General features: G+C 72.7%; 22 protein-coding genes. 11 read left to right on the plus strand and 11 right to left on the minus strand.

Annotated features, from left to right (window positions below):
* Positions 1-535: 535 nt before the first annotated feature.
* Positions 536-3220 (plus strand): pyruvate, phosphate dikinase, encoded by a 2685-nt coding sequence (gene ppdK / locus QUY26_RS03850; protein ID WP_289943680.1) that lies wholly within the window; start codon positions 536-538, stop codon positions 3218-3220.
* Positions 3221-3257: 37 nt separating this feature from the next.
* Here ppdK and QUY26_RS03855 read toward each other — a convergent pair whose 3' ends face one another.
* From QUY26_RS03855 to QUY26_RS03865, 3 genes are all read right to left on the minus strand, one after another.
* Positions 3258-4598: an erythromycin esterase family protein gene (locus tag QUY26_RS03855; protein WP_289943681.1), complete on the minus strand. Its 1341-nt coding sequence runs from the start codon at positions 4596-4598 to the stop codon at positions 3258-3260.
* Between the two features lie 287 nt (positions 4599-4885).
* On the minus strand, positions 4886-5524 hold the full coding sequence (locus QUY26_RS03860; protein ID WP_289943682.1) for a DUF305 domain-containing protein: 639 nt from the start codon (positions 5522-5524) through the stop codon (positions 4886-4888).
* Positions 5525-5970: 446 nt separating this feature from the next.
* Positions 5971-6813, minus strand: a complete 843-nt coding sequence (locus tag QUY26_RS03865) for a universal stress protein (protein WP_289943683.1) — start codon at positions 6811-6813, stop codon at positions 5971-5973.
* Between the two features lie 236 nt (positions 6814-7049).
* Between QUY26_RS03865 and QUY26_RS03870 the strand changes: the two genes are divergently transcribed.
* Positions 7050-7946: a universal stress protein gene (locus QUY26_RS03870; protein ID WP_289943684.1), complete on the plus strand. Its 897-nt coding sequence runs from the start codon at positions 7050-7052 to the stop codon at positions 7944-7946.
* Positions 7947-8245: 299 nt separating this feature from the next.
* Here QUY26_RS03870 and QUY26_RS03875 read toward each other — a convergent pair whose 3' ends face one another.
* The 5 genes from QUY26_RS03875 to QUY26_RS03895 all read right to left on the minus strand — a co-directional run bounded on the left by QUY26_RS03875 (position 8246) and on the right by QUY26_RS03895 (position 11528).
* On the minus strand, positions 8246-8764 hold the full coding sequence (locus QUY26_RS03875; protein ID WP_289943685.1) for a universal stress protein: 519 nt from the start codon (positions 8762-8764) through the stop codon (positions 8246-8248).
* A 98-nt stretch (positions 8765-8862) separates the two neighbouring features.
* A complete protein-coding gene (locus QUY26_RS03880; protein WP_289943686.1) occupies positions 8863-9198 on the minus strand; it encodes a hypothetical protein in 336 nt (111 codons plus the stop codon).
* A 205-nt stretch (positions 9199-9403) separates the two neighbouring features.
* Positions 9404-9619: a hypothetical protein gene (locus tag QUY26_RS03885; RefSeq protein ID WP_289943687.1), complete on the minus strand. Its 216-nt coding sequence runs from the start codon at positions 9617-9619 to the stop codon at positions 9404-9406.
* Positions 9620-9726: 107 nt separating this feature from the next.
* Entirely contained in the window at positions 9727-10191 is a 465-nt protein-coding gene (locus tag QUY26_RS03890; protein ID WP_289943688.1) for an OsmC family protein, read from the minus strand.
* 197 nt (positions 10192-10388) lie between these two features.
* Complete coding sequence (locus QUY26_RS03895) at positions 10389-11528, minus strand: site-2 protease family protein (protein ID WP_289943689.1); 1140 nt, start codon at positions 11526-11528, stop codon at positions 10389-10391.
* A 319-nt stretch (positions 11529-11847) separates the two neighbouring features.
* Between QUY26_RS03895 and QUY26_RS03900 the strand changes: the two genes are divergently transcribed.
* Entirely contained in the window at positions 11848-12876 is a 1029-nt protein-coding gene (locus QUY26_RS03900) for an Acg family FMN-binding oxidoreductase (RefSeq protein WP_289943690.1), read from the plus strand.
* Between the two features lie 24 nt (positions 12877-12900).
* Here the strand turns inward: QUY26_RS03900 and QUY26_RS03905 are convergent, their stop codons facing one another.
* Positions 12901-13764: a universal stress protein gene (locus tag QUY26_RS03905; protein ID WP_289943691.1), complete on the minus strand. Its 864-nt coding sequence runs from the start codon at positions 13762-13764 to the stop codon at positions 12901-12903.
* A gap of 404 nt (positions 13765-14168) precedes the next feature.
* On the opposite strand from QUY26_RS03905, the gene QUY26_RS03910 reads away from it, so the two are divergent.
* Both QUY26_RS03910 and QUY26_RS41090 read left to right on the plus strand, forming a co-directional pair.
* Positions 14169-14447: a hypothetical protein gene (locus QUY26_RS03910; protein ID WP_289943692.1), complete on the plus strand. Its 279-nt coding sequence runs from the start codon at positions 14169-14171 to the stop codon at positions 14445-14447.
* Between the two features lie 261 nt (positions 14448-14708).
* On the plus strand, positions 14709-14918 hold the full coding sequence (locus tag QUY26_RS41090; protein WP_436840261.1) for a hypothetical protein: 210 nt from the start codon (positions 14709-14711) through the stop codon (positions 14916-14918).
* A gap of 43 nt (positions 14919-14961) precedes the next feature.
* Here QUY26_RS41090 and QUY26_RS03920 read toward each other — a convergent pair whose 3' ends face one another.
* The gene (locus QUY26_RS03920) at positions 14962-15468 is read right to left on the minus strand and encodes a hypothetical protein (RefSeq protein ID WP_289943693.1); all 507 of its coding nucleotides are present in this window, start codon (positions 15466-15468) and stop codon (positions 14962-14964) included.
* Positions 15469-15682: 214 nt separating this feature from the next.
* Here QUY26_RS03920 and QUY26_RS03925 point away from each other — a divergent pair, with 214 nt between their 5' ends.
* The 6 genes from QUY26_RS03925 (at position 15683) to QUY26_RS03950 (ending at position 22478) form a co-directional block, all read left to right on the plus strand.
* Positions 15683-16174: a Gmad2 immunoglobulin-like domain-containing protein gene (locus QUY26_RS03925; RefSeq protein WP_289943694.1), complete on the plus strand. Its 492-nt coding sequence runs from the start codon at positions 15683-15685 to the stop codon at positions 16172-16174.
* Between the two features lie 657 nt (positions 16175-16831).
* Entirely contained in the window at positions 16832-18679 is a 1848-nt protein-coding gene (gene acsA, locus QUY26_RS03930; protein ID WP_289943695.1) for an acetate--CoA ligase, read from the plus strand.
* Positions 18676-19701, plus strand: coding sequence for a pyruvate dehydrogenase (acetyl-transferring) E1 component subunit alpha (gene pdhA, locus QUY26_RS03935; RefSeq protein WP_289943696.1), 1026 nt, complete (start codon positions 18676-18678; stop codon positions 19699-19701). The genes acsA and pdhA overlap by 4 nt, the downstream gene beginning before the upstream one ends.
* Positions 19698-20678: an alpha-ketoacid dehydrogenase subunit beta gene (locus QUY26_RS03940; RefSeq protein WP_289943697.1), complete on the plus strand. Its 981-nt coding sequence runs from the start codon at positions 19698-19700 to the stop codon at positions 20676-20678. Before pdhA ends, QUY26_RS03940 begins: the two co-directional genes overlap by 4 nt.
* Positions 20671-22200, plus strand: coding sequence for a dihydrolipoamide acetyltransferase family protein (locus tag QUY26_RS03945; RefSeq protein WP_289943698.1), 1530 nt, complete (start codon positions 20671-20673; stop codon positions 22198-22200). Before QUY26_RS03940 ends, QUY26_RS03945 begins: the two co-directional genes overlap by 8 nt.
* Before the next feature lie 35 nt (positions 22201-22235).
* Positions 22236-22478 (plus strand): acyl carrier protein, encoded by a 243-nt coding sequence (locus QUY26_RS03950; RefSeq protein ID WP_289943699.1) that lies wholly within the window; start codon positions 22236-22238, stop codon positions 22476-22478.
* 142 nt (positions 22479-22620) lie between these two features.
* Here the strand turns inward: QUY26_RS03950 and QUY26_RS03955 are convergent, their stop codons facing one another.
* Positions 22621-23526 carry a universal stress protein gene (locus QUY26_RS03955; RefSeq protein WP_289943700.1) on the minus strand — a complete coding sequence of 302 codons (906 nt, stop codon included), beginning with the start codon at positions 23524-23526 and terminating at the stop codon, positions 22621-22623.
* Positions 23527-23768: the final 242 nt, after the last annotated feature.

Genomic DNA, 23768 nt, shown 5'->3' on the forward strand with positions numbered 1-23768 from the left:
GCGTGCCGCAGCCGGGTCGCGGTCCGCGCTCTGCGCCGGGCTGTGCCCCAGCCCCTGGGCCAACGCGCGCAGGGCCCGGGCCGGCGTGATCACGTCTTTCTCCAGGTGCCTCGGGCGAGCTTCCCCACCGTCCCGCGCCGTCCGATCGTTCCGCCTCCCGCTCACAGCGGGGTCTTCCGTCACGGTCATTGCCTGCTCCCCATGTCACCGCCCGGAGGACTCTCCGGAGCGACTTCTGCGGTCATGTCCAGCCTTGTCGCCACGCAGCTGGTGGGGGCAGGGCCGATGAGGCCAGGGGCGGGACCGATGGGCCCCGCGGAGGTGGCGCAACGCGACCGGACACGTCCGATGACCGCGCGGGGAGCCCCGCCCCTCACGCGCCGGTCCCTGGACGCCCGGTGGGCCTGGCGGACCGTCATCGAGGACGTTCAGCACCTGGCACGGCGCTCGGCCCGCGTCGAACGCTGGAGCGGCACCACGTGGACCGTCCGCAACGGCCACTCCCCCGTCCCCCGGAGGAAGGAAACACACCGCCATGGCCACGTACGTGTACGCGTTCACCGAGGGCCACCGAGGCATGGCCGACCTGCTCGGCGGCAAGGGCGCCAACCTGGCCGAGATGACCCGGCTCGGCCTTCCCGTGCCCCCCGGATTCACCGTCACCACCGAGGCCTGCCGCGCCTACCTCGCCACCGGGGCCGAGCCGGACGGCCTGGCCGACGAGATCGCCACGCACCTGGCCGCCCTGGAGCGGGGTGCCGGGCGCCGACTCGGGCAGGCGGACGACCCGTTGCTCCTGTCCGTGCGGTCCGGGGCGCGCTTCTCCATGCCCGGCATGATGGAGACCGTCCTGGACATCGGCCTCACCGACGACTCCGTGCGGGGTCTGGCCAAGGTGTCGGGGAGCGAGCGCTTCGCCTTCGACTCCTACCGCCGCCTCGTCCAGATGTTCGGCAGTACGGTGATGGGCGTCGACTCCGCCCTGTTCGAGGAGGCCGTCGCCGGCCTGAAGGAGTCCCGGGGCGTCCCGGACGACCTGGGTCTGGACGCCTCCGACCTCGCCGGGCTCGTCGAGACGTACAAGAACCTCATCCGCGAGCAGACCGGCCAGGACTTCCCCCAGTCCCCCGCCGAGCAGTTGCAGCGCTCGATCCGTGCCGTCTTCGCGTCCTGGAACGGCGAGCGGGCCCGCCTCTACCGCCGTCGCGAGCACATCGCCGACGACCTGGGCACCGCGATCAACGTCCAGCGCATGGTCTTCGGCAACCTCGGTGCCGACTCCGGCAGCGGCGTCGCCTTCACCCGTGACCCGGCCACCGGTCGCAGCGGACCGTACGGCGACTACCTTTCCAACGCCCAGGGCGAGGACGTCGTCGCGGGCGTCCGCAACACCGTGCCGCTGGCCGAACTCCAGCGCCTGGACCCGTCGTCGTACGCGCTGCTGCGCAGGCACCTGGCGACGCTGGAGGCCCACTACCGGGACCTGTGCGACATCGAGTTCACCATCGAGCGCGGCACGCTGTGGATGCTGCAGACCCGGGTCGGCAAGCGGACCGCCGAGGCGGCGTTCGTCATCGCCGCCGAGCTGGCCGACGAGGGGCTGATCACTCCCGACGAAGGCCTGGCCCGTGTCGACGGAGAGGGCTTGGCCCGGCTGATGTTCCCCCGGTTCGACGTCGAGGCCGTCGGTGCGGCGCTCGCGCACGGTCTCGCGGCGTCGCCCGGCGCCGCCGTCGGGACGGCGGTCTTCGACTGTGCCGAGGCCGTGCGCCGCGCCGACGCCGGGGAGCAGGTCGTGCTGGTCCGGCAGGAGACCACCCCCGACGATCTGCCGGGCATGGTCGCCGCCCGGGCCGTCCTGACCAGCCGCGGCGGCAGGACCAGTCACGCGGCCGTCGTCGCCCGCGGCATGGGCAAGGTCTGTGTGTGCGGCGCCGAGGAGATCACCGTCGACGCCCGGGAACGCCGCTTCACCGCCGGTGGCGTCACCGTCGAGGAGGGCACGGTCATCTCCGTCGACGGCTCCACGGGTGCCGTGTACGCCGGGGCGGTGCCGTTGGTCGACTCCGTGGTCATGCGCTACCTCGAGACGGGCGAGCGCTCCGCCGGCCTGGTGGACGCCGTGGCCCGCGCCATGGAGCGGGCCGACGGTGCCCGGCGCATGGAAGTACGAGCCAACGCCGACACCCCTGAGGACGCCGCGCGGGCCCGCCGCTTCGGTGCGCAGGGCATCGGCCTGTGCCGAACCGAGCACATGTTCCTCGGTGACCGGCGACGGCTGGTGGAAGCGATGATCCTGGCCCGTACGGACGAGGAGCGGGAACGGGCGCTGGGAGCCCTGCTTCCCCTGCAGCGACAGGACTTCGTCGGCATTCTGGAGGCCATGGACGGCCTGCCGGTCACCATCCGCCTCCTCGATCCGCCGCTGCACGAGTTCCTGCCCGACCGCACCGAACTCGCCGTCCGCATCGCCGCCGCCGAGGCACACGGTGACCGGACCAGCGACCATGACGCCGAGCTGCTCGACGCCGTGAACCGCATGCACGAGGAGAACCCGATGCTCGGCCTGCGCGGCGTACGGCTGGGCCTGGTGGCTCCGGGCCTGGTCGCCATGCAGGTGCGGGCGGTCGCCGAAGCGGTGGTGGAGCGCAAGCGGGCGGGAGGAGCCCCGCGGGCCGAGATCATGGTCCCGCTGATCGACGCGGTCGAGGAACTCCACCTCGTACGTGAGGAAGTGCGCCAGGTGCTCGCCGAGGTCGCGGCGGCCACGGGCGTCCCGGTGTCGTGCCCGGTCGGCACCATGATCGAGCTGCCCCGGGCCGCCCTCACCGCGGGGCGCATCGCCCGCGAGGCCGAGTTCTTCTCCTTCGGAACGAACGACCTCACCCAGACCACCTGGGGCTTCTCCCGCGACGACGTCGAGGCCGCCTTCTTCTCCGCCTACCTCGACAAGGGCATCTTCAAGGTGTCCCCGTTCGAGACGATCGACCACGAGGGGGTGGGCCGACTGGTCCGGATCGCCGTCGCGGAGGGCCGGGCGGCCCGGCCCGGGCTGACGATCGGGGTCTGTGGCGAGCACGGCGGCGACCCGGAGTCGGTCGGCTTCTTCCACGCGGCGGGACTCGACTATGTGTCCTGCTCCCCGTTCCGTGTGCCGGTAGCCCGCCTTGAGGCCGGGCGGGCGGCACTCGCCGGAACGGACACGAGCGACAGCAGGTGACGGCGCCCTGCGGGACCGATCGGCTCGCGCTGGGGCGCTACAGCTCCTTCGCCTCCCGGACGGTGTGGAGGTGGACCAGGACGTCGTACGCCACGCCGATGGCGACCTCGGTCGTCCTGTCGTTCGGGTACTGCGTGCCGACGCTGTATGTCGGGCGCGAAAGGCCCAGCCAGCTGCGGGCGGCGGCAGGGGCCTTGCGCAGGTCGGCGTAGTAGTCGCGGTACCGGACCTGGTCGAGCGTGCACTCGTTCGTGCCGGGACCGGCCGGGCCGACGGTGAACTTCTTCCACTCGCCCCCGAGCGCCTGGTCCTTGGAGAGGAAGGAACCCCGCTCGAAGGTGGTGCCGATGGCCAGGTAGTCCACGCCCAGGGTGTCGCGGAGGAACGAGCCCTGGGTCTTCGGGTACAGCGTGGGATCGGAGGCCGCGTAGCCCGCGTGGTCGTTGTGGGCCGACAGCAGGACCTTGCCGCCGGTGCGCCGCTGCCACCAAGCCGTGGTCTCGGCCATCACCTGGTCGCGGTAGCGCTGCATGGCGGTCAACGATGCCTGGTCGCCGAGGTCGGCGCTCAGGAAGGTGTAGGTCTGGGCGATGTTGCGTGCGTTCTGCAGAACGAACTCGAAGTCCTCGCCGCCTGCGGACCTCTGACCTCGTACGAGGTCAAGCACTTGCTTGGCCTTGGCTGCGTTCTGCTGCCGCTGCGCGAGCGGCCGCTCCAGGTAGGCGATGGCGTCGTCGAGCGGGCGCAGACCGGTGAGAAGCTCGTTCAGGCGCGGCATCGACTCCGGACGGGTCCGCCGGACGTAGTCGGTGACGCTGTCGAAGACCGGTTCGTCGATCCTGGGCGCACCGATGTCGTCGCCCAGGAAGTGGACCGGGCGGTCGGGGTGTTGGAGGTTGTGGTCGCGCATCCACTGGATGAGGGTCGCAAACTCCTCACGATCCCAGGGAGATCCGGCCATCACCTCGTGCACGACCTGCCGTGCGGTGCGGTCACCGTCGCCGCGCTGGAGGTAGTCGTCGATCCGCAGACCCGCCGACCAGCTGATCTCCAGGGCGAACGTGGTGAATCCCTTCCGCTCGACGAGGTAGCGAAAGACCCGGTCCTTCAGGGCGAAGAATTCGTGCGAGCCGTGCGTGGCCTCACCCACGCCGACCACCTTGGCGTCGCCCACCATCACCCCCAGGGCGCGCAGATCGGCCGTTCCGGTGCCCGGCTCCGCAGACCGCAGCGGATGGGCGATACGGTCAAGGGCGCGGACGGGGTCCGACGCGACGGCCGACGCGGGCGCCACCGGTGCTGCCTGCGCAGCCGCCGTGGGGGTCAGCGTCGCGGCCAGGGCGAGGGCCGCCGCGCGTCGCTTCCCATTGCCGATCATGTGCGATCACTCCTCAACGTGCTTGGTGTCAAGCGCTGCTGAGGAGATCGTCACGCACGCGGCACCCCGGGCGCGCTGAGGCTTGCCCGACACCTTCTCAGGGGGCAGCCCCATGGCTCGGGTCCAGGCGGGTCGGGCAGCGTGCTGTGGAGGCTGTGGGTCTACGAGGCTGGCCCCGCCGCCAGGAACGCCACCGGGCCGGCGGAACCCGTGCCCGCCGAGGGCGCCCGGTGGTCGCGGGTCACGCGACCACGGCCGGACTGGGTGCCGCGCCGCATCCGAGGCGGTCAGCTGACGCCCATCATCGCCTTCATGCGGGCGATCTCCGCGCTCCGGGTGCTGATGACGGTGTCCGCGAGGGCTTTGGTCGCGGCGTGCGCACCGGTCGACTTCACCGCGCGGGCCTGGTCGATCGCTCCCTGATGGTGGTCGGTCATCATGGTCAGGAACGACCTGTCGAACTCCGCGTCGTGGGTGCCGTCCAGGTGCCGCATCCGTTCCTGGTGCGTCATCCCGCGTGCGTCGTGGTGGCCCTCCCGATCGTGCCCGCGGGCCGGGTCATCCCTGGCGCCCGTGCCCCGGGGGATTTCCTCTCCCCATTTCTCCAGCCAAGCGCACATCGTGGCGAGTTCAGCGGTGCGTACGTGTTCGACCTTCGCCGCGAAAGCCTTGATCTCGGTGGAGGTGGTGTGGGTCCGTGCCATCTCGGCCATCTCGATGGCCTGGCGGTGATGAGGGACCATTCGCTGCGTGAACGTCACGTCCGCCCGATTGTGCTGTCGCCCTTGGGCTGTCACGGACGCGCGGGTGTCGGAAGTGCTGTCGTTGGTGCCACCGTCGCCGCCGCAGCCACCGAGAACGATCGCCACACTCGCGAGCACGGCGACGGGGGCGGCGCGACGGGGCATGGAACTCATCGTGGACATGATGCTGCGGCTCCTTGGTCCGTAGAGGCCGACCCGGCTTGCGCCGAGGACTCGAACCGGCCCTGGCACGCGTTCCGGCAGCACGGGGACCGTCGCGCGCCGGTCCCGGCCACTGACGCCCTTCTTGTGGTGGGCGTACCAGCGCACGGCGCGTCATTTCTCTGCCGGCGGGGAGATCGGCGGTGCGCCCGCCAGGGAACCTCCCCCACGCAACAACCTCGCACGTTCCCCGCTGTCCGCACAGTGCCGACCGGACCCGTCCTCCCGCCCCGCGCGGTGGGAGCCGACCGGCCCTCCCCCGAGGCCGGGCCGACACTCTCGTCCTCTGTACGAGGCTCAAACCGTGGTCGGCCATCCGCTGTCGGCCTGGGAAGCCGCCCCACGCGCAGGGTCCCGTGTGAGCTGCCGCACCACGAGAGGACAAGTGGACGCATTCATGCTCGGCCTCATCCGGGCACCACCGCCACAGGGCTCCTGGAGTGCCGCAACAGGCTGAGGACGACCGGCCCGAGCACCGCACCGCGATGGCCCACCACGGTCAACTCGGTGAACTGCGCGGCCTGCGGCAGCGCCACGGCGGGCCGCTGCAGGACGACGTGCTCCAGTACCCGCACCTGCGAGTACTTCTCCCGCCACGGACGTAGGTGGCAGGAGAGCACCCGCTGCTCCTCCTCCACCCGAGCGGCCCATTCCGCAGGTCCCGCGGGTCCGTCGGGTGGGGCGCAGGCATGCACGGCGTGCAGAAACGCCCCGCGACAGACCGCGGCCTCGAAGGCGAACTCCACAGCACTCGCGGGAAGTTCGCCGCCGCCGAGGCCGAGCGTCACCTTGGCCGGCCGCCGGTCGACGCCACTGTCCACCGGAGCCATCGGCACCAGCACCACGGGGCACCTCGCACGCTCGACCGCCCCGCGTGCCACCGATCCGACGGGCAGTCCCGCGCTTCCACCCGTGCCCCGGGCCCCCACCACGAGCATGTCCGCCCTGTCGGCATGGGCGAGCAGCGAGGGAACCGCGGCACCGCGTGGCACCACCACCTCCGCCCGCAGTCGGGGATGCTCGTCCGTGAGCCGCGCCGCGATGCGGGTCGCCGGGCAGTAAGGCCGCGGGGGCCACAGTCGGCCCGGATCCGCCTCGGGCTCGGGTTCGGGTTCGGGTTCGGGTTCGCCCGACACGTACACCACACGCAGCAGGAGGCCGCGGCGTGCGGCCTCCCGCGCCGCCCAGGCCGCTGCCATGTCGCCGCGCACGGAACCGTCGACGCCGACGACGACAGCCGATGCCTCCATGGGCCGCCCCCTGTCCATGCCGTGAGGTCTTCTTGCCCGCGGCTCTCCACCCTCGTGCCCCGGAGGTCGCCGTCCACAGGGGCCGAGCGGTCCGATCCGGGGCCCGAACGCCCCTTCGGGCGGCCGGGGCCCGGCGGCATGCTGGAAGTGAGGGAGGTGGGTGCGTCGGATCCGGCGGCCCCCCCGCCCGATGACCTCAAGGGCTCCGGCGAGAGCGGGTGAACGAAGTGACCACCATGCCCAAGCCTGTCGTTGTCGGCGTCGACGGTTCGAGGGAGAGCACCGATGCGGCGCACTGGGCCGCGAGAGAGGCCATGCGGCGTGGTCTGCCCCTGCGCGTCGTCCACGCGTGGGAGGGACTGCCCGAGTCGGCCGAGTCCGTGTCCCCGAGCGAGCTGTGCGCCCCGCAGTACTGGGCGCGCCGTGTGCTGCGCACCGTTCTCGACCGCCTGACCTTCCATCACCCCGGGCTGTACGTGTCCGCGGAACAGGTCAGGAAGGCGCCGGAGCCGGCGCTTCTGGCCGAGACGGAGAACGCGGAGCTGCTGGTGCTCGGCAGCCAGGGCTACGGCGGCGTCAGCGGACTGTTCGCCGGCTCTGTCGCCCTGGCGACCGTGGCCCACTCCTCCTGCCCGGTGGCGCTCGTCCGGGCGGGGTGCTCCGAGACCGACGAGCGCCTCCCGGACCGCACGGGCGCGGCCTGCGCACCAGCGCCCTACCGGGACGTGGCCCTGGCCATGGATCTGCCGCGGCCCAGTGACGAACTGCTGGAGTTCGCCTTCAGGGCCGCGGAGTACCGCAGGGCACCGTTGCGCGTGATCCACGCCTGGCACCACCCCCACGCCGTCGGGCTGCCGGACGCGGACGAGCGTGCCCGCGCCCGCACCGCCGTTCAGCACGCTGTGGCCGAGGCCATCGCCCCGTGGCGGGAGAAGTTCCCCACGGTCTACGTCCATGAGGCGCTGGCCGAGGGGCGCCCCGCTCACGAGGTGCCCAAGGAGGCCGGTGGTGCGGGTCTGCTCGTCGTGGGCCGCAGGCGGCGCCAGCCACGGATCGGCGCTCGCACCGGCCCGGTCACGCACGCGGCCATGCACCACGTCACCTGCCCGGTCGTCGTGGTGCCGCACGCGTGACGGTGCGCGTCGCGTGACGGTGCGTCGCGTGACGGTGCGCGTCGGGCGGGTGCGGCGCACGCGTGCGGCACGCGCGTGCGGCACGCGCTCATGGGCCCGGGCCTCCGCCGCAGAAGCAGCAGGGCAGGCAGGACAGGAGGCGCCGGGCCGGACGCTTGCATGCGGCCTTTGTGCGGATGTATGCGGCCTTTTGTACGGAACAAGCGCTGCGGCTTGTACGGATGTACGGAACAAGCGCCGCGGCTTGTACGGAACAAGCGCCGCGGCAAGTGGAACCGTGGCAAGCGGAACCGGAAGGTTCAGGCACGCTCCAAACTGCCCGCCCAGTCATCCCGCAGCCACGGCAGCCCGGACTCCTCGGCACCCGGCGGTGGCTCCGGCACGGTCACCACGGGGCATGCCGCGAGCCTGACGCAGGCGCGGGCGACCGGGCCGAGCGCCGGCTGGGTGACGTCCGTCCGCGGCTTGCGGCCGAGAGCGAGGAACAACGCGTCCTGAGCGTGCCTCAGCAGGACCGCGGCGGCCGGGCCTTCGCGCAGGAGCGACACGACATCGGCGTCGGGGTGCGTGCGGAGCAACTGGGCCACGTTCTCCTCCAGCGTGGCCGCGGCGCGGGCGCGGTCCTGATCGGGTGTGGGCCGCTCGAGGACGCGCGCGTAGGGCGCGCGCAGGTAGCCGGAGGGCAGCCAGGCGTGAACGGCCAGGACGTGCGTGTGCAGCAGCCGGGCCTTCGCCGCCGACCAGCGCAGCGCGGCGAGCGCGGCAGCCGAACCGTCCACACCCACGACCAGTCCCCCGCTGGCCACGTCCTGCGCCATGGCCGCCCTCACTCTCCCCTCGTGATGTCGGGTACGAACCGGGCGGCGAGCGACCGGGGCTCGTCGCTCCGGCCCCCGCCCCCTGCGACAGCCGAGGCTCAGGCGACGCGCCGCAGCTGCTCGGTCTTCTCGATGGTCTTCGCCTCGTCGGTGAACTTCCGCGCGAGGCCGGAGAAGAAGCGGAGTACCTCGTGCCAGAAGTAGCCCGCTCCCGCGATCAGGAATCCGGTGAGCGTGATGCCGATGGCGTCGGTGCGCACGCCGAGCCCCCAGGCCTCGAAGAGGCTGAAGTCGGCGAGCCAGGCCGCCCCCACGCCCAGAGCTGTCAGCGCGAGCGCCCACAACTCCCTGGCCGCGGACAGGTAGCGGTGCACCACGTTCCCCACGACCAGTGCAGCAAGCCCCAGAAGGGCCAGCATCCCGAACTCGTACATGAGGTCTTCCCGCCTTTCGTTTTCCGGTCCCGTCGATGCTCGAAGGTAGGGGCGCCACAGGCGCGGGCCCCGTGGGAGCCCGGTCTGGCCGCGACCCGACGTTCCGGTTCAAGCGTCGCGCGGGCCGGGCGAGGCCGACAGGGGCCTCCCGGTCCCCTCTGGAGGACCAAGGGGGTCTGACGGAGACACCATCGCGCCACCGCGGTCAGTCGGCCGCACCGACGATCTCGTCGGCTGCCGCCCACAGCGCACGGCGCTCCACCCACAGCTGTCGGCCCTCCCGCCTCCAGGCGTGCCGCGCGCGAGCCTGCCAGAGGTCGGGCTTGCGCAGCCACCAGGAGAGGACGGCCGCCTGCCAGCACGCGTCTTCGGCCAGCAGGCGCAGCAGTGCGGGGTCGGCCACGAGGTCCTTCTCCGCCACGACCCGTCCGGAGGACCCGAGGCGTACCTTGCCTCGGAGTGCGGTGGGTTCACCAGGTGAACCCCATGGGTTCGGCAGCCCACGCATGAGGGGTCTCCTCGTCGGGTTCAGGCCACGGCGACGCTGACGTCGGGCGGCTGACGCAGGGTGTTGTGGACCGTGCAGTGGTTGACCACCGCGAGCAGTGTCCTGCGCTCGGTCGGCGTGAGCCGGACGGGCAGCACGATCCGCATGCGGACGGCCGCGACCCGGGCGGGCCGGTCGTCGGCCATCTCGAACTCGCAGCGCACGCGGAGGTTTTCGTACGGTACGTGGTGGCGCTGAAGGAACCGGCCGGCGTAATAGGCGACGCAGGTGGCGAGGGAGGAGACGAACAGTTCGACCGGGGTGGGCCCGTCGTCGTCACCGCCCGCCTCGAAGGGCTGGTCGACGGTCAGCTCGTGATCGCGGATGAAGACCCCGTAGGCCTGCCCGGAGATGTGGGTGACGTCGACGTGCTGTGCTGTGGGCGTCGGCGGTGGTGGCGAATGGTGCGGCTCTCCTGGAGCGGGCACGGTGGCTTGGTTGTTCATTGCTGCGCCTCCTTCACCTGCGCGTCCCGCGACTCCCGATCAGCCGGGCGGTCGCGGTCCGGAAGCTTCTTGTCGGTTGCGTCGGCCATGTTGGGTTCATCGCTGCTTCCAGCCCAGCGCGCGGGTACGCGATCCACCACGGGCCGGGCGGCCCGCGCCGGGTCCGATGGGGCCCCAGAGGAGCGCGCGCTCGCCGCTCAGTGCCTGGTGCGTTTCCCGGCGTCGAGCCAGGACAGCGCACGGTCGACGTCCGACATCGCCACGATCCCCACGAGGCGTCCGCCGTCCAGCACGAGGGCACGCCGCTCCGGAGCGGTCCGAAGGCGCGGCATCAGGTCCACCACCAGGTCGTCGGGGCGCGCCGTGGAGACTTCGGCGAGCGGGCGCATGACGTTCCGCAGCACCGTGTCCGAGCGGTCCGGCAGGGGTGTGCGGTTGATCCGTCGGACCGACACCAGACCGACCACGGCCCCGTCCACCGTCACCACGGGGAACGCCGTGTGCCGGTGACGCTGGAACGGCATGGTGCCCAGGAAGCCCGCGACGGTGGCCGTGTCCACCACCGTGACCGGGTCCGGTGTCATCACCTGACGTACCGCCATGTCCCCCAGCACGCCTCGCAACTCCGCCGCGCGCGCCTCCGTGGTGGCGACGGCGATCAGGAACCACCCGACGAGTGCCGCCCACAGTCCCCCGAGCGCCCCTGTCATCAGCACGGAGGCAAAGCCCGTGAGGAGCATGAACCAGCCGAGGAACTGGCCGGTGGCGGCGGCACCGCGGGCGGCCCGTACCGGGTCACCCCAGCGGTGCCACAGATAGGCCCGCAGCACCCGTCCGCCGTCCAGCGGCGCCGCGGGCAGCGCGTTGAACACCGCGAGCACGAGGTTGATCATGGCGAGCCAGCCGACGCACTCCACCGCGAGGCCCGGCGCGGACAGCACCTCCATCCACGCCGCGACACCGGCGAAGAACACCGCGGCGAGCGCGCTCGTCAAGGGGCCCACTCCGGCGACGCGGAACTCCGTGCCCGGGTCCTTCGCCTCACCGCGCAGTCGCGCGACCCCACCGAGCATCCACAGCGTGACACCGTCGACGGCCACGCCGTTGCGGCGCGCGGCGACCGCGTGGGCCATCTCGTGGGCCAGCAGGGAGACGAGAAACACCACAGCCGTGATGACGCCGAGCGCCCAGTACACCCACGTCGGTTCGCCCGGGTGAGAGTGCGGGAAACGTCCCCGGGCGAGCGAGAGCACGACGAGGACGACGATGAACAGCACGCTCCAGTGCAGTCCGACGCGTACACCGGCGATCCGGCCGAGCCTCATGGTCTCTTTCATGGCTGTCCGCTCTCCGGCCGGCCGGACATCGACTGCTGCCGGGCCCGGTCCGGGCCTTGTCCCAGACTTCGGTGAGAATCCCCACGGCGAGCCCCGACAAGGCCCGCCGAACCCGCCGTCCCCGGGGACGGTGCCCAGTGCGTCCCCTCGTCTCTTCCTCCATCATCGTGCTCCGCCCCCCGCACCGGGCGGGCCGCTCGGGCCGCGTCCGAGGACACTCGGCCCCTGATCCGCTCCGAAGGCTCCCGTCACGCTGAAACCACCTGCTCAGACGATGTGGTCCACCCTGACCCAGGCCTGGAGAAGGGGGTGGCAGGCCATGACCGCCGAGCGGAGTCCTTCGCCCCATGTCCGTGCGGCCCACCACTTGGTGCGCGCGGCCGTCATGGCGCCTTCGCTGCACAACTCCCAGCCCTGGCTGTTCGCGTACGCCGACAGCGCGCTGCTGATGTACGCCGACTACCGGCGCCGGCTGCCGTTCTGCGACCCCCACGGGCGGCAACTCACGATCAGCTGCGGCGCGGCTCTGTTCAACCTGCGGCTCGCCATCCGGCACCTGGGCTTCAGGCCGGTGGTCCGCCTCTTCCCTGAGGTGGGAACGTCCTGGCTGCTGGCACGCGTGGGGTGGGGAGCGTACGCCAAGGTGACGCCCGAGGTGGAACTGATGCACCAGGCTCTGCGGCGTCGGCACACGCACCGCGGGCCCTTCTCGGCTGCCCGCGTACCCGCCTCGTTGGTGGAGGCCCTGGCGCGGCACGCACGGGCCGAGGGCGTCCAGTTGGTCGCTTTGGAGGACGCGACGGCGCGCGGGCGCCTCAGCCGGCTCGTCCACGAGGCCGAGGCCCGGGAGCGTCGCGTCCCCGGCTTCCGCGAGGAGTTGCTGCGCTGGTCCCGTCCCTTCGGGAACGACCGTGGCGACGGGGTGCCCGCGGAGGCCTGCGCGTTCCATCCGGACTGCGTCGCCCTGGCCGGACGCGACTTCACCGGCCTCACCCGGCGCCGGGCCACGGCCCGGCCGCGCGAGACATGGCCCGCGCGCACCGGCCTCATGGTCGTGCTCACCACCCCGCGCGACACCCGTCAGGACTGGTTGCGCGCGGGTCAGGCCCTGCAGCGCGTCCTGCTGTGCGCCGCGGGCCACGAGTTCGCCGCCGGATTCCACACCCAGCCCCTGGAGTTCGCGGACCTGCGAGCTCTGGTGCGCACCCTGGCCCCTTCGGGACAGCACCCACAGATGGTCCTGAGGCTCGGCCGGATCAACTGGCAGGTGCGGACGCCCCGGCGTTCCCCCGCCGAGGTGCTGCCCCGCGACACCGTGGCACCCACCGGGACCGGCCACGCCGCGTGAGGCCGCCGCCCGGCCGTGGCGGCGTCAGCCGTGCGGTACCACCGCGACGGGGCACGCGGAGTGGTGCAGGACCGCGTGGTTGACCGGGCCGAGCTGCATGCCGATGTGTCCTTTCCGGCGCCGCGCGCCGACCACGAGCAGGTCGGCGGTCGTGGACGCGTCGAGCAACGCCGCACGGGCCAGGCCCTCCACGGCGTCCCGTCGCACGGTCACGGCAGCGTGCTGCTGCTCGACGTCCCGCAGCACCACGTCGAGCCTCGTCTCGGCGCGCAGCTGGTGAAAGTCCGTCGCGTCCGCCGCGCGCGGCGGCTCGGGCGCCTGGTGGGCGGGGCACCGCCAGGCGTGCACCGCGCGCAGTTCCCCGCGCCGCAGTTCGGCGGCCCGCAGGGCGAAAGCGACGACGGCCCCGGCCTCGTCCGCCTCGTCGACACCGACGACGACCCGCTGGAATCCGCCGTCGCGGTTCTGCCGGCCGCCGCGCACCACGATCACAGGTGACGCGGCGTGCGCGGCCACCGAGAGACTCACGGACCCCAGCAGGAGCCCGGCGAGTTCGCCCCTGCCCCGGCAGCCGACGACGACCGCGCCCGCGCTCTCACGGACGAGCGCGGTCGCCGGATCCTCCGCGAGCACCTCGCTCGTGACCTTCAGCCCGGGCGCGCGGGTGTGCGCCCGCGCGATCGCCTGGGCGGGGATGTGCTCGGCGAAGGTGCGCGCGGCGCCGCGGTGGATACTGAAGGACGGCTTGCGCACCTCGTACCGCTCCCAGGCCGAGGCGTACACGATCCGTAGCGGCACCTCTCGCCGCACGGCCTCGTCCACCGCCCAGTCGACGGCTGACAGGCTCTCCTCGGAGCCGTCCGCACCGACGATCAGTTCTCGCTCCACGGCCCTCAGTCCCTCCGGCGTCCGGTGGTCGGAATTCCGCCGCACGTCTTCCGGCGCGGCGGGGCGCCCCACTCAAGCGAGGCAGAGGCACACCGGTCGCGGAAGGGGCCGACCGGCCCCTGAGCCGCGGGCGCCCGCGCGGGGCCGCCGCGGCAGCCCCGGCGCTGCGTCGGCACCACCCGACCCCTGACGACTGGCCCCGCAGGCCCCTCCCCCGGGCCGATCAGGTCCTGTGGCGGGCCTTCACACGGGCGTTGACTTGCCGTCAGAGGCCGATACGAGCCCTCGTACGACGCCGCGGGCCTGGCCGGCGCCCTCCGGCGCCACACCCGCTCCCGGCCGTGCGGACCGTTCGCCCTCCGACGTCGTAGGCCTGCTCGTGTCCCGTGTGTGGAGGGAGTGTCATGTCCGTTCTGATCATCGCCCTGCTCCTGTTGCTGATCGTCCTCGGCTTCGAAGCCCCTCTCCTCTGGCTGTTCGCGGCGGCACTCGTCTACCTGCTGGTCCGGGGCCGCGACCGCGGCTCCATCAGGACCGATCCCGCCGACAGGAGCACCGGCAGCGACGAGGGCCGCAGCGGCCCCAAGTCGTATCGCGAGTACAGCGATCGCCGGAAGCGCAAAGAACGCTGGGAGCGCAGGTACCGTCGCAGGCACCCGTCGTCGACGTCGAGCGGACGGTGACGCGGGGCGAACGGTGGCACCGGGCGGACAGCCCGGTATCCCCCCTCCCACTTCCACCCGACACCTGCGCACGTACCGCGCCCAAGGACACACGGTCCTGGAGTTCCACGGCGAGATCGACATCGCCGCCGCCCTGGAGATCGCTCCTCATCCGGACCGCGCCACCGGCCCGCGCGAGGCCCTGGTCGTCATCGATCTGACCCCGACCACCTTTTCGACTGCTCCGGTCTGCGGCTGCTCTGCCGTGCCAGAACGCGTGTCGTGGAGCAGCGCGGACAGCTCCTGTTGGTCTGTCCGCATCCGCGCACCCTGGCCCTCCTGCGCATCGTCCGCCTCTGCGGTGTCTTCCGCCCCTACCCCACCCTGGGCGCCGCCCTCGCCGAGGCCGCACCGGCGAAGCGGCGGTCCTGGTGGACGGAAGGCCGCCTGAGCTGTCGCCGGAACCGGAGCAGGGCCCGCGCACCGTCGTGAAGCAGGTGGCGGGGCCCCGGTCCCACCGCGCGGCGGTCAGGGGTCATGCGTCTGCCTTGATGGCGGAGATCAACCTGGTCGCCAGGTCGGACTGGACCATCAGACGGGTGTGGTGGACGTGGTTCCCGGAGTCCTTCCAGGTGAGAGTCACCCTGCTCCAGCAGTGCCCCATGCCGCTGTCGTTGTAGACGACTTTCCAGGCGGTCGGGACGCCCTTGATGCGCAGCACGCCGTCCTTGTGGTGGACGGACTCCCAGCGGGCCAGGCTGTGCCGCAGCCCAGCGGTCAGGTAGTGGCCGCGCAGGGCCTGGGACAGCCGTCCGCCACCGGTGTCGTACAAGACGTCGATGTACGCGCCGTAGAAGTCGGCGACCCGGTCGACGGTGGATGTCGGAGCGCCACTGCGGCTGGGAACCGCGGCCGGGGCGTCGGTGAGCCCGGCGGGCCTCGGGTGCGTCGCGCCGCTCGTCGCGGTCACCGTCACGAGTGCTCCGGTGGCCAGCAGCACCACAGGGAGCGTGATGCGGTGGCGCGTGCCTGACGTGCCCATATTCGCTCTCCCCTTCCCTTTCGAAGGCGGAACGGATGCGTTCCTCACCTCCCACTACAGCGCGCCGGGGCCACTGGCGGGGCGGGCCGAACGGCCCGCCCCGCGGGCCGTTCGACGGCTGCCGCCATCGTGCCCGAAAGCGGCTCTTGCCCCACCCCGGCAAAGGAGTTGAGTAGGGGGAAGGAGCACGTTCCTTCTCCTCACAGGAGGGTTCATGACGAACCGGATCGATCAGCCGCGCAAGCTCGACCTCGTGGCGAGCCCGGTCCACGTGGGCGGCATCGGCACCGGCCACGAGGCCACGCTGCAGTACCGCGTCAGTGACGGTCACAGCGAGGTGACCGGGCACTTCACGGTCGGCGGCGGCACGGGCGAGCACGGGCAGTTCCATGTCCCGGTCGACGTGCGCAAGGCCTCGTTCAAGGCCGACCAACTGCTCGTCCAGGTCTTCGAGAAGAGCCCCAAGGACGGCAAGGAGATCAACGTCGTGACCGTGCCGGTGCTGTATGGGCCCCGCATCGTGCCGGGCTACTACGGCTACCGCGAGCACAAGGTGGTCAAGGGTGACACCTTGTCGGGTCTGGCCAAGACGTACTACGGGGACGCCTCCCTGTACCAGCGCATCGTGCGCGCCAACCCGGACCAGATCTCCGACCCCGACAAGATCATGCCGGGTCAGCTGCTCCGCGTCCCGATGGGAACCTGAGTCGCCCCCCGGTCGCCGCCGTCACGGCGGCGACCGAACCCGGTCCCGCGCGACCGCCCGGCCGTGCTCCGGGCCACGGGGCGACGTCGGCAACGCGCCCTGCGCGCAACGCCTTCGGCGCGCACCTCGACCACGGGCCGATCACGGCCCCTCTCGGCTGCCGGGCCACCGCGAGGCGCGTCTCCATGCCCCTCCCCGGCCCTGCCTGGTGCTGTGCCGCCCCGCCCGCGACCGCGGCGGCACAGCCCGCGCGCATCCGCGCGAAGTGGCCCGAGCGGCCCCCGTCCAGGGAAGGACGGCCTGCGGCGCTCCGCCCTCCTGACGGCTTTCCTGGAGGCGATACCAGCCGCGGACGCCCACGACAGCCGACGGAGCCCTCCGTCGCCGAAAGCCGCCCGCGGCCCGGAGAGGCACTCGGTCAGGGGAGGCGAGAGCCGTGCGTGCCACACCGGCCGCTCACGTCCGGCACGTCGCGCCACTTCGCACCCGACACGCGCGCCGTCGCCCCGGCGAGTCCCCCCTCGCCCCCGGCCGCCGAGCCCCTTCCCACCCCACACTCGTCATCGGCCGGGGCGGCACCCGGGGGCCCGGGTTCCGCGGCGCGGACACCGCCTGCCCCCACGGCCGCTCGGCGCGCCCAGGAAGGACACCGAAGCCATGACCCACGAGGTCATCACCAAGGCGGCGCGGCCGCACGTCCTGCCGAACCTCCCGGACCACGACACCGCCCGCGTCCGGTTCGACTGGGCCCGGGCCCGGGGTCTTCTGGCCGGACTCCCGGGCGGCGGCCTCAACATCGCCTACGAGGCCGTGGACCGGCACGTCGCCGAGGGCCGCGGCGCGCACACCGCGCTGCGCTGCGTGCGTCGTGACGGCTCCGTGGAGTCCGTCTCGTACGCCCGGCTCGCGCTGCGTTCCCACCGGTTCGCGCACGTCCTGCACGGCCTCGGGGTCGGCCGGGGCGATCGGGTGTACACCCTGCTCGGCCGCTGCCCCGAGCTGTTCACGGCCGTGCTCGGCACGCTCAAGAACGCCGGTGTCGTGTGCCCCTTGTTCTCCGCGTTCGGACCCGAGCCGGTGGCCCAGCGCATGCGGCTGGGCAACGCCCGGGTCCTGGTCACCACCGAGGCCCTCTACCGCCGCAAGGTGGCACCCGTGCGCGACCGGCTGCGCGAACTCGAGCACGTGCTCATCGTCGGTGAGCGGCGGCAGGAACAGGCGGACACGCTCTCCTTCGACGCGCTCATGGACGCGGCGAGCGAGGACTTCGCCCCGCCCCGCACCGACCCCGAGGACATCGCTCTGCTGCACTTCACCAGCGGAACCACCGACGTGCCCAAGGGCGCCGTCCACGTGCACCAAGCCGTCGTCGCCCACCACGTCACCGCCGCGTACGCCCTCGACCTGCACCCCGACGACGTCTACTGGTGCACGGCCGACCCGGGCTGGGTCACCGGCATGTCGTACGGGATCATCGCCCCGCTCACGCACGGTGTGACGGTCGTGGTGGACGAGGGCGACTTCGACGCCCGCCGCTGGTACCGGGTCCTCGCCGACGAGCGCGTCAGCGTCTGGTACACCGCGCCCACCGCCCTGCGCATGCTCATGCGGGCCACCCCGCGCGAGGGACCCCACGACCTGCCGCGCGCCCATGACCTGTCCGCGCTGCGCTTCGTCGCGTCCGTGGGCGAGCCTCTCAACCCCGAGGTGGTGCTGTGGGGGCAGGACGTCCTCGGCCTCCCCGTGCACGACAACTGGTGGCAGACGGAGACGGGTTGCATCATGATCGCCAACATCGCCTCAGCCCCCGTCAAACCGGGCTCCATGGGCCGCCCCCTGCCGGGGGTCGAGGCCGCCGTGGTCGCGCGCGGGCCCGACGGCCGGGCCTGGCGCTCGCCGGAGGGGCAGGTCCGCCTCGTGCGGGAGCCGGGGCAGGAGGGCGAACTCGCGCTGCGGCCCGGCTGGCCCTCGATGTTCCGCGGCTACCTGCACGCCGAGGAGCGCTACGCCGCGGCGTTCGCCGACGGCTGGTACCTGACCGGCGACATCGTGCGCGAGGACGCCGACGGCTACTTCTGGTTCGTCGGGCGCGCCGACGACGTCATCAAGTCCGCGGGACATCTCATCAGCCCCTTCGAAGTGGAAAGCGTCCTCCTGGAGCACCCGGCGGTGGCCGAGGCGGGAGTGATCGGCCGCCCCGACGACACCGCGGGCACGATCGTGAAGGCGTACGTCTCCCTGCGCCCCGGGGCCGAGTCCGGTGACCCGATGCGGCGCGACCTGCTCGCCTTCGCCCGGCGCCGGCTCGGCCCCGCGGTCGCGCCCCGGGAGATCGCCTTCGACCAGCACCTGCCGCACACCCGCAGCGGCAAGGTCATGCGGCGCCTGCTGCGCGCCCGGGAAACGGGGCTGCCTGTCGGCGACACGTCGACGCTGGAGACCCCGCAGGCACCGCATCCGCCCGGCGCGGCGCCGGGGCCGGACACCTCCGAGGACACGCCATGACCACCACCCGCCGTACGAAGGCCCAGCGGGGCCGTCCGTCCCAGAGCGCCGCGGCCAAGCATCGGCGCGACCTCCTCGCCGGCATGTTGCTGATCCGGCGCTTCGAGGAGCGCTGCGTCGAGTTGTACAGCGCGTCCACGATCCGCGGCTTCGTCCACCTGTGCATCGGCGAGGAGGCCGTCGCCACCGGCGTCACCACGGCGCTCGAACCCGCCGACGCCGTGGTGTCCACCTACCGCGAGCACGGTCACGCCCTGGCCCGCGGCGTACCCGTCGAGGCCGTGATGGCCGAGATGTACGGCAAGGCCACCGGGTGCAGCGGCGGACGCGGCGGCTCCATGCACCTGTTCGACGCGGGCCGCCGCTTCTACGGCGGCAACGCCATCGTCGCGGGCGGCATTCCGCTCGCCGCGGGCCTGGCCCTCGCCGAGAAGATGCGCGGCACGGGCGGGCTCGTCTGCTGCTTCTTCGGCGACGGCGCCTTCGCCGAGGGGGAGTTCCACGAGAGCGCCAACCTCGCGGCGCTGTGGAGCCTGCCGCTGCTGCTCGCCTGCGAGAACAACCTGTACGCCATGGGCACCCCGCTGGCCGTCGAACACGCGCAGACGGACCTGGCGATGCGCGCCGCCTCGTACGGCATGCCCGCCTGGGCCGTCGACGGCATGGACGTCACCGCCGTGGAGGCCGCGGCACGCCGTGCGGTCGACGGCATCCGCGCCGGACACGGACCGCACTTCCTGGAGCTGCGCACCTACCGCTTCCGCGCCCACTCGATGTACGACCCCGACCGCTACCGCGACAAGACCGAGATCGAGCGCTGGCGGACCCGTGACCCGATCTCCGTGCTGGCCGAACGCATGAAAGCGGACGGCGAGTTGAACGACACCGTGCAGGACGAGCTCGACCAGCGCGCGAGGCGGGAGGTCGACCGGGCCCAGCAGGCCGCGGAAGCCGCGCCCGCCGAATCCGCCGCGACCCTGCTGCGGCACGTCCACACCGACTCCGAGGAGGCGCCGGCATGAAGACGACCTACCGCGAGGCGCTGCGGGAGGCGCTGCGCGAGGCGCTCACCGCCGACGAGCGGGTCTTCCTCATGGGTGAGGACGTCGGCAGGTACGGCGGCGCGTTCGGCGTGAGCCTCGGCCTCGTCGAGGAGTTCGGGCCGGAGCGGGTACGGGACACCCCGCTGTCGGAGTCCGCGTTCACCGGCATCGGCATCGGCTCGGCCCTCGCCGGGCTGCGGCCCGTCGTCGAGATCATGACCGTCAACTTCAGCCTGCTCGCGCTCGACCAGATCCTCAACAACGCGGCCACCCTGCGGCACATGTCCGGCGGCCAGTTCTCGGTGCCCCTGGTGATCAGGATGACGACCGGCGCGGGCCGGCAGCTCGCCGCCCAGCACTCGCACAGCCTCGAAGGCTGGTACGCGCACATCCCCGGCATCCGCGTCCTGGCGCCCGCCACCCTCGCGGACGCCCGCCGGATGCTGGGCGGTGCCCTCGCGGACCCCGACCCCGTGGTGATCTTCGAGCACGGCTCGCTCTACAACCTCTCCGGCGAACTCGACGAGGACGGCGCCGCACCGGGCATCGGGGCCGCCGCGGTACGCCGCCCGGGGCATGACGTCACCCTCGTCACCTACGGCGGATCGCTGCCGAAGACCCTCGCCGCCGCGGACGTGCTCGCGGCCGACGGCATCAGCGCCGAAGTGGTGGATCTCAGGTCGCTGCGCCCCCTCGACGACGCCACCGTCATGGCCTCCGTGGCGCGGACCCACCGGGCCGTGATCGTGGACGAGGGCTGGCGCACCGGCAGTCTCGCCGCCGAGGTCTCGGCACGCATCACCGAGCAGGCCTTCTACGACCTCGACGCGTCCGTGCGCCGGGTGTGCAGCGCGGAAGTGCCCATTCCGTACGCCCGTGCGCTCGAAGAGGCCGCGCTGCCGCAGCCGGCGAGCATCGCGGCGGCGGCCGGCGAGGTGGTGGGGCGCCATGGGTGAGTTCCGCATGCCCGCGCTCGGTGCCGACATGGCCGAGGGCACGCTCACCGAATGGCTGGTGTCCCCGGGCGACCGTGTGACCAAAGGCGACCCGGTGGCCGTCATCGAGACGGCCAAGTCCGCCATCGAGGTCGAGTGCTTCGAGTCCGGAACGGTGGCTCGGCTCCTCGCCGAACCGGGAACGGTGCTGCCCGTGGGCGCGGCGCTGGCCATCATCGAGCCGGCGGCCGCACCCCGGACGACGGCCGACGCGACACCCCCGACGGCGGCCGCTTCCCGTGCGGAAACGCCGGAAGCCGCACGGCCTCCGCTCGAGGCTCCGCTGCCCACGGGCACCGCCGGAGTCCGGACCGCGGAGCCGCCCGCCGTCGCGCGAGGCGCCGTCCGCGGCGAAACCGGGCCCCTCGTACGGCGTCTGGCGGCCGAGCGCGGCGTCGACCTGACAGCGGTGCGCGGCAGTGGCCGGGGCGGCCGCGTCACACGGGCCGATGTGGAGCACGCGGCAGGGAAGGGGGCTGCCGTCATGGCGACGCGATCCACCCGGGCGAACGTCCCCCGAGTGCGCGCGACACCCTACGCCCGTCGCCTCGCCGCCGAGCTCTCCCTCGACCTGGCCGTTCTCACCGGCACCGGCGAGAACGGCGCGGTAACGGCGGCGGACGTGCGCGAACACCTCCGGGGGCGGGTGCCGGGCGACGGGCGCAGGAGCGGGGCGCAGGCCACGGAACCCGCCGCGACACGTCGTGACAAGCATGATCTGCGTGACAAGGCGGCAGGGTCCTCTCCGGAACAAGCCCTCGGACCAGCCACGACGACCACTGTGAGGGCAGCGGCGGGCGCCACCGCGCGGGCCGACCGCGCCACGGCGATGCGCCGCGCCATCGCGGAGCTCATGAGCCGCTCGAAACGCGAGATCCCGCACTACTACTTGTCCAGCACGTTCGATCTCGGGGCCGCGGCAGACTGGCTGCGCGCTCACAACCACGACCGCCCTGTCGGCGAACGTCTGGTACCGGCCGCGCTGTTGCTCAAGGCGACAGCTCTCGCCGTCCACGAGGTGCCCCGACTGAACGGGTTCTGGCGGGAGGACGGCTTCGTCCCCGGCGACGGGGTGCATCTGGGCATCGCCGTGTCCCTGCGTGACGGCGGCCTCCTCACCCCGGTGATCCACGACGCCGACGCACTCCCGCCCGCCGCTCTGATGGCGCGGCTCAAGGACGTGGTGCGACGGGCCCGTACCGGACGGCTGCGCGGAACGGACGTGTCCGGCGCCACCCTGACCGTCTCCAACCTGGGAGAGCACGGCGCGGAGTCCGTGTACGGCGTGATCCACCCGCCTCAGGTGGCTCTCGTCGGATTCGGCACCGTCGTCGAACGGCCCTGGGCCGTGGACGGCCTGATCGGCGTGCGGCCCGTCGTGACCGCCACGCTCTCCGCCGATCACCGCGCCAGCGACGGTGCGACGGGCGCCCGCTTCCTCACCACCGTGGGCCGCCTCCTGCGGCACCCCGAGAAGCTCTGACCCCACAACGGCGATCACTGTGCGAAGGAGTTGTGATGGACCGGACCGAAGCACTCAGCGTCGTCACGGAGTCGATCGTCGAGATCGTCCCGGGCGCCGACCTGACCACCGTGGCCCCCGACGAGTCGCTGCGCGACGCCCTGGAGCTCGACTCGATCGACTTCCTGAGCCTGGTGGAAACGCTGTCCGAGCGCGCGGACGTCCGCATCGACGAGGAGGACTACCCCGAACTCGGCACGCTGGACGGAGCGGTCGGCCTGCTCGTCGCCCGCACCTGACGGCGCCTGTCGTCACCCGCACCTGACGGCACCCGCCCGGCATCGACCGATCTTCTGCCTGTCGCCCGGCTCTTCTGCCTGTCACCCGGCTCGACACCGCTGCGGGCCTCAGCGGTTCTGCTGTTCAGGAAGTTCAGGAAGTTCAGGAGTGGGGAACGACGGCCACAGGGCAGCGAGCGTGCTGACTGACCGCGTGGGCGACGGGCCCGGTGCGCATGCCCATGTGCGGCTCCGCACACGTGCGCCGCCCCACCACGAGCAGGGCGGCGTCAGCGGCGGCCCTCACCAGCGCCCGCGAAGCCCTGCCCTCGGCCACGTCCCCTGTCACGGCGACGGTGGGGTACTTGTCCCGCCACGCGAGCAGCACGGCATCCTGGAAGCCACGCCACTCCTCCGCGCGCTGCGGCCCCTCGATCAGCCCGACCTCCCCCGGACCGAGGGTGAACGCCGACGGCCCGCTCCACGCGGACACGACCCGGACCCGGGCGCTCCGCAGCCGCGCGGTGTCGAAGGCGAAATCGATCAAGTCGTCACACGGGTCGTTCAGGTCGAGCCCCAGCACGACGTCACGGGCGGCGGTGCGGTGCGAACCCGCGTGGGGGACGGCGTACCGCCGCCCGTCACCGGCCCCGCGCCCGGCCCGCACGAGGACCACGGGGCACACGGCCCGGGCCACCACGGCCTGGGCGACCGACCCCAGGACGAATCCGGTGAGGGCGCCCAGGCCACGGGACCCCAGCACCAGCACCTCGGCCTCCTCGGCAGCACCCAGCAGCGCCCTGGACGGGAGCCCCTCGGCCTGTTCGACGACAAGGTCCGCTCCAGGGCACACCGACCGCACGTGCGCCTCCGTCTCGCGCAGGACGCGCCGCGCCAGAAGGTGCTGCGACGCACTCCCCGACGCCCCGGATGCCACCGGCGGGTGCCACGCGCACACGTGCAACAACCGCAGCGGAGCCCGGCGGCGCGACGCCTCGCGGGCCGCCCACACCGCAGCGGCGCGGCTCTCGTGGGATGCGTCGACTCCGACGATCACCGGACGCGGCATGGCGCTGCCCCCTCGTCTGCCCCGGTGTGTCCGTCCCGCCGAGCGACGCGTCGCGCTCGGTTCGGCACACTCTTTTCCGTCTTTTCCGTCAGCACACTCATTTTCGTCATCTCCGTCATCGTCGTGCCCGCGCCCGGTGTCCGGCAGGGGCCGAGGGGACCGCGCCCAGGCCCGTACGTCCCTGCTCACCGCGCTGCTGCGGCCCGGTGGTAGCCGGTGGGAGAAGGACCGCCGCAACCCCT

Source organism: Streptomyces flavofungini, from assembly GCF_030388665.1.
Taxonomy (GTDB): Bacteria; Actinomycetota; Actinomycetes; order Streptomycetales; family Streptomycetaceae; genus Streptomyces; species Streptomyces flavofungini_A.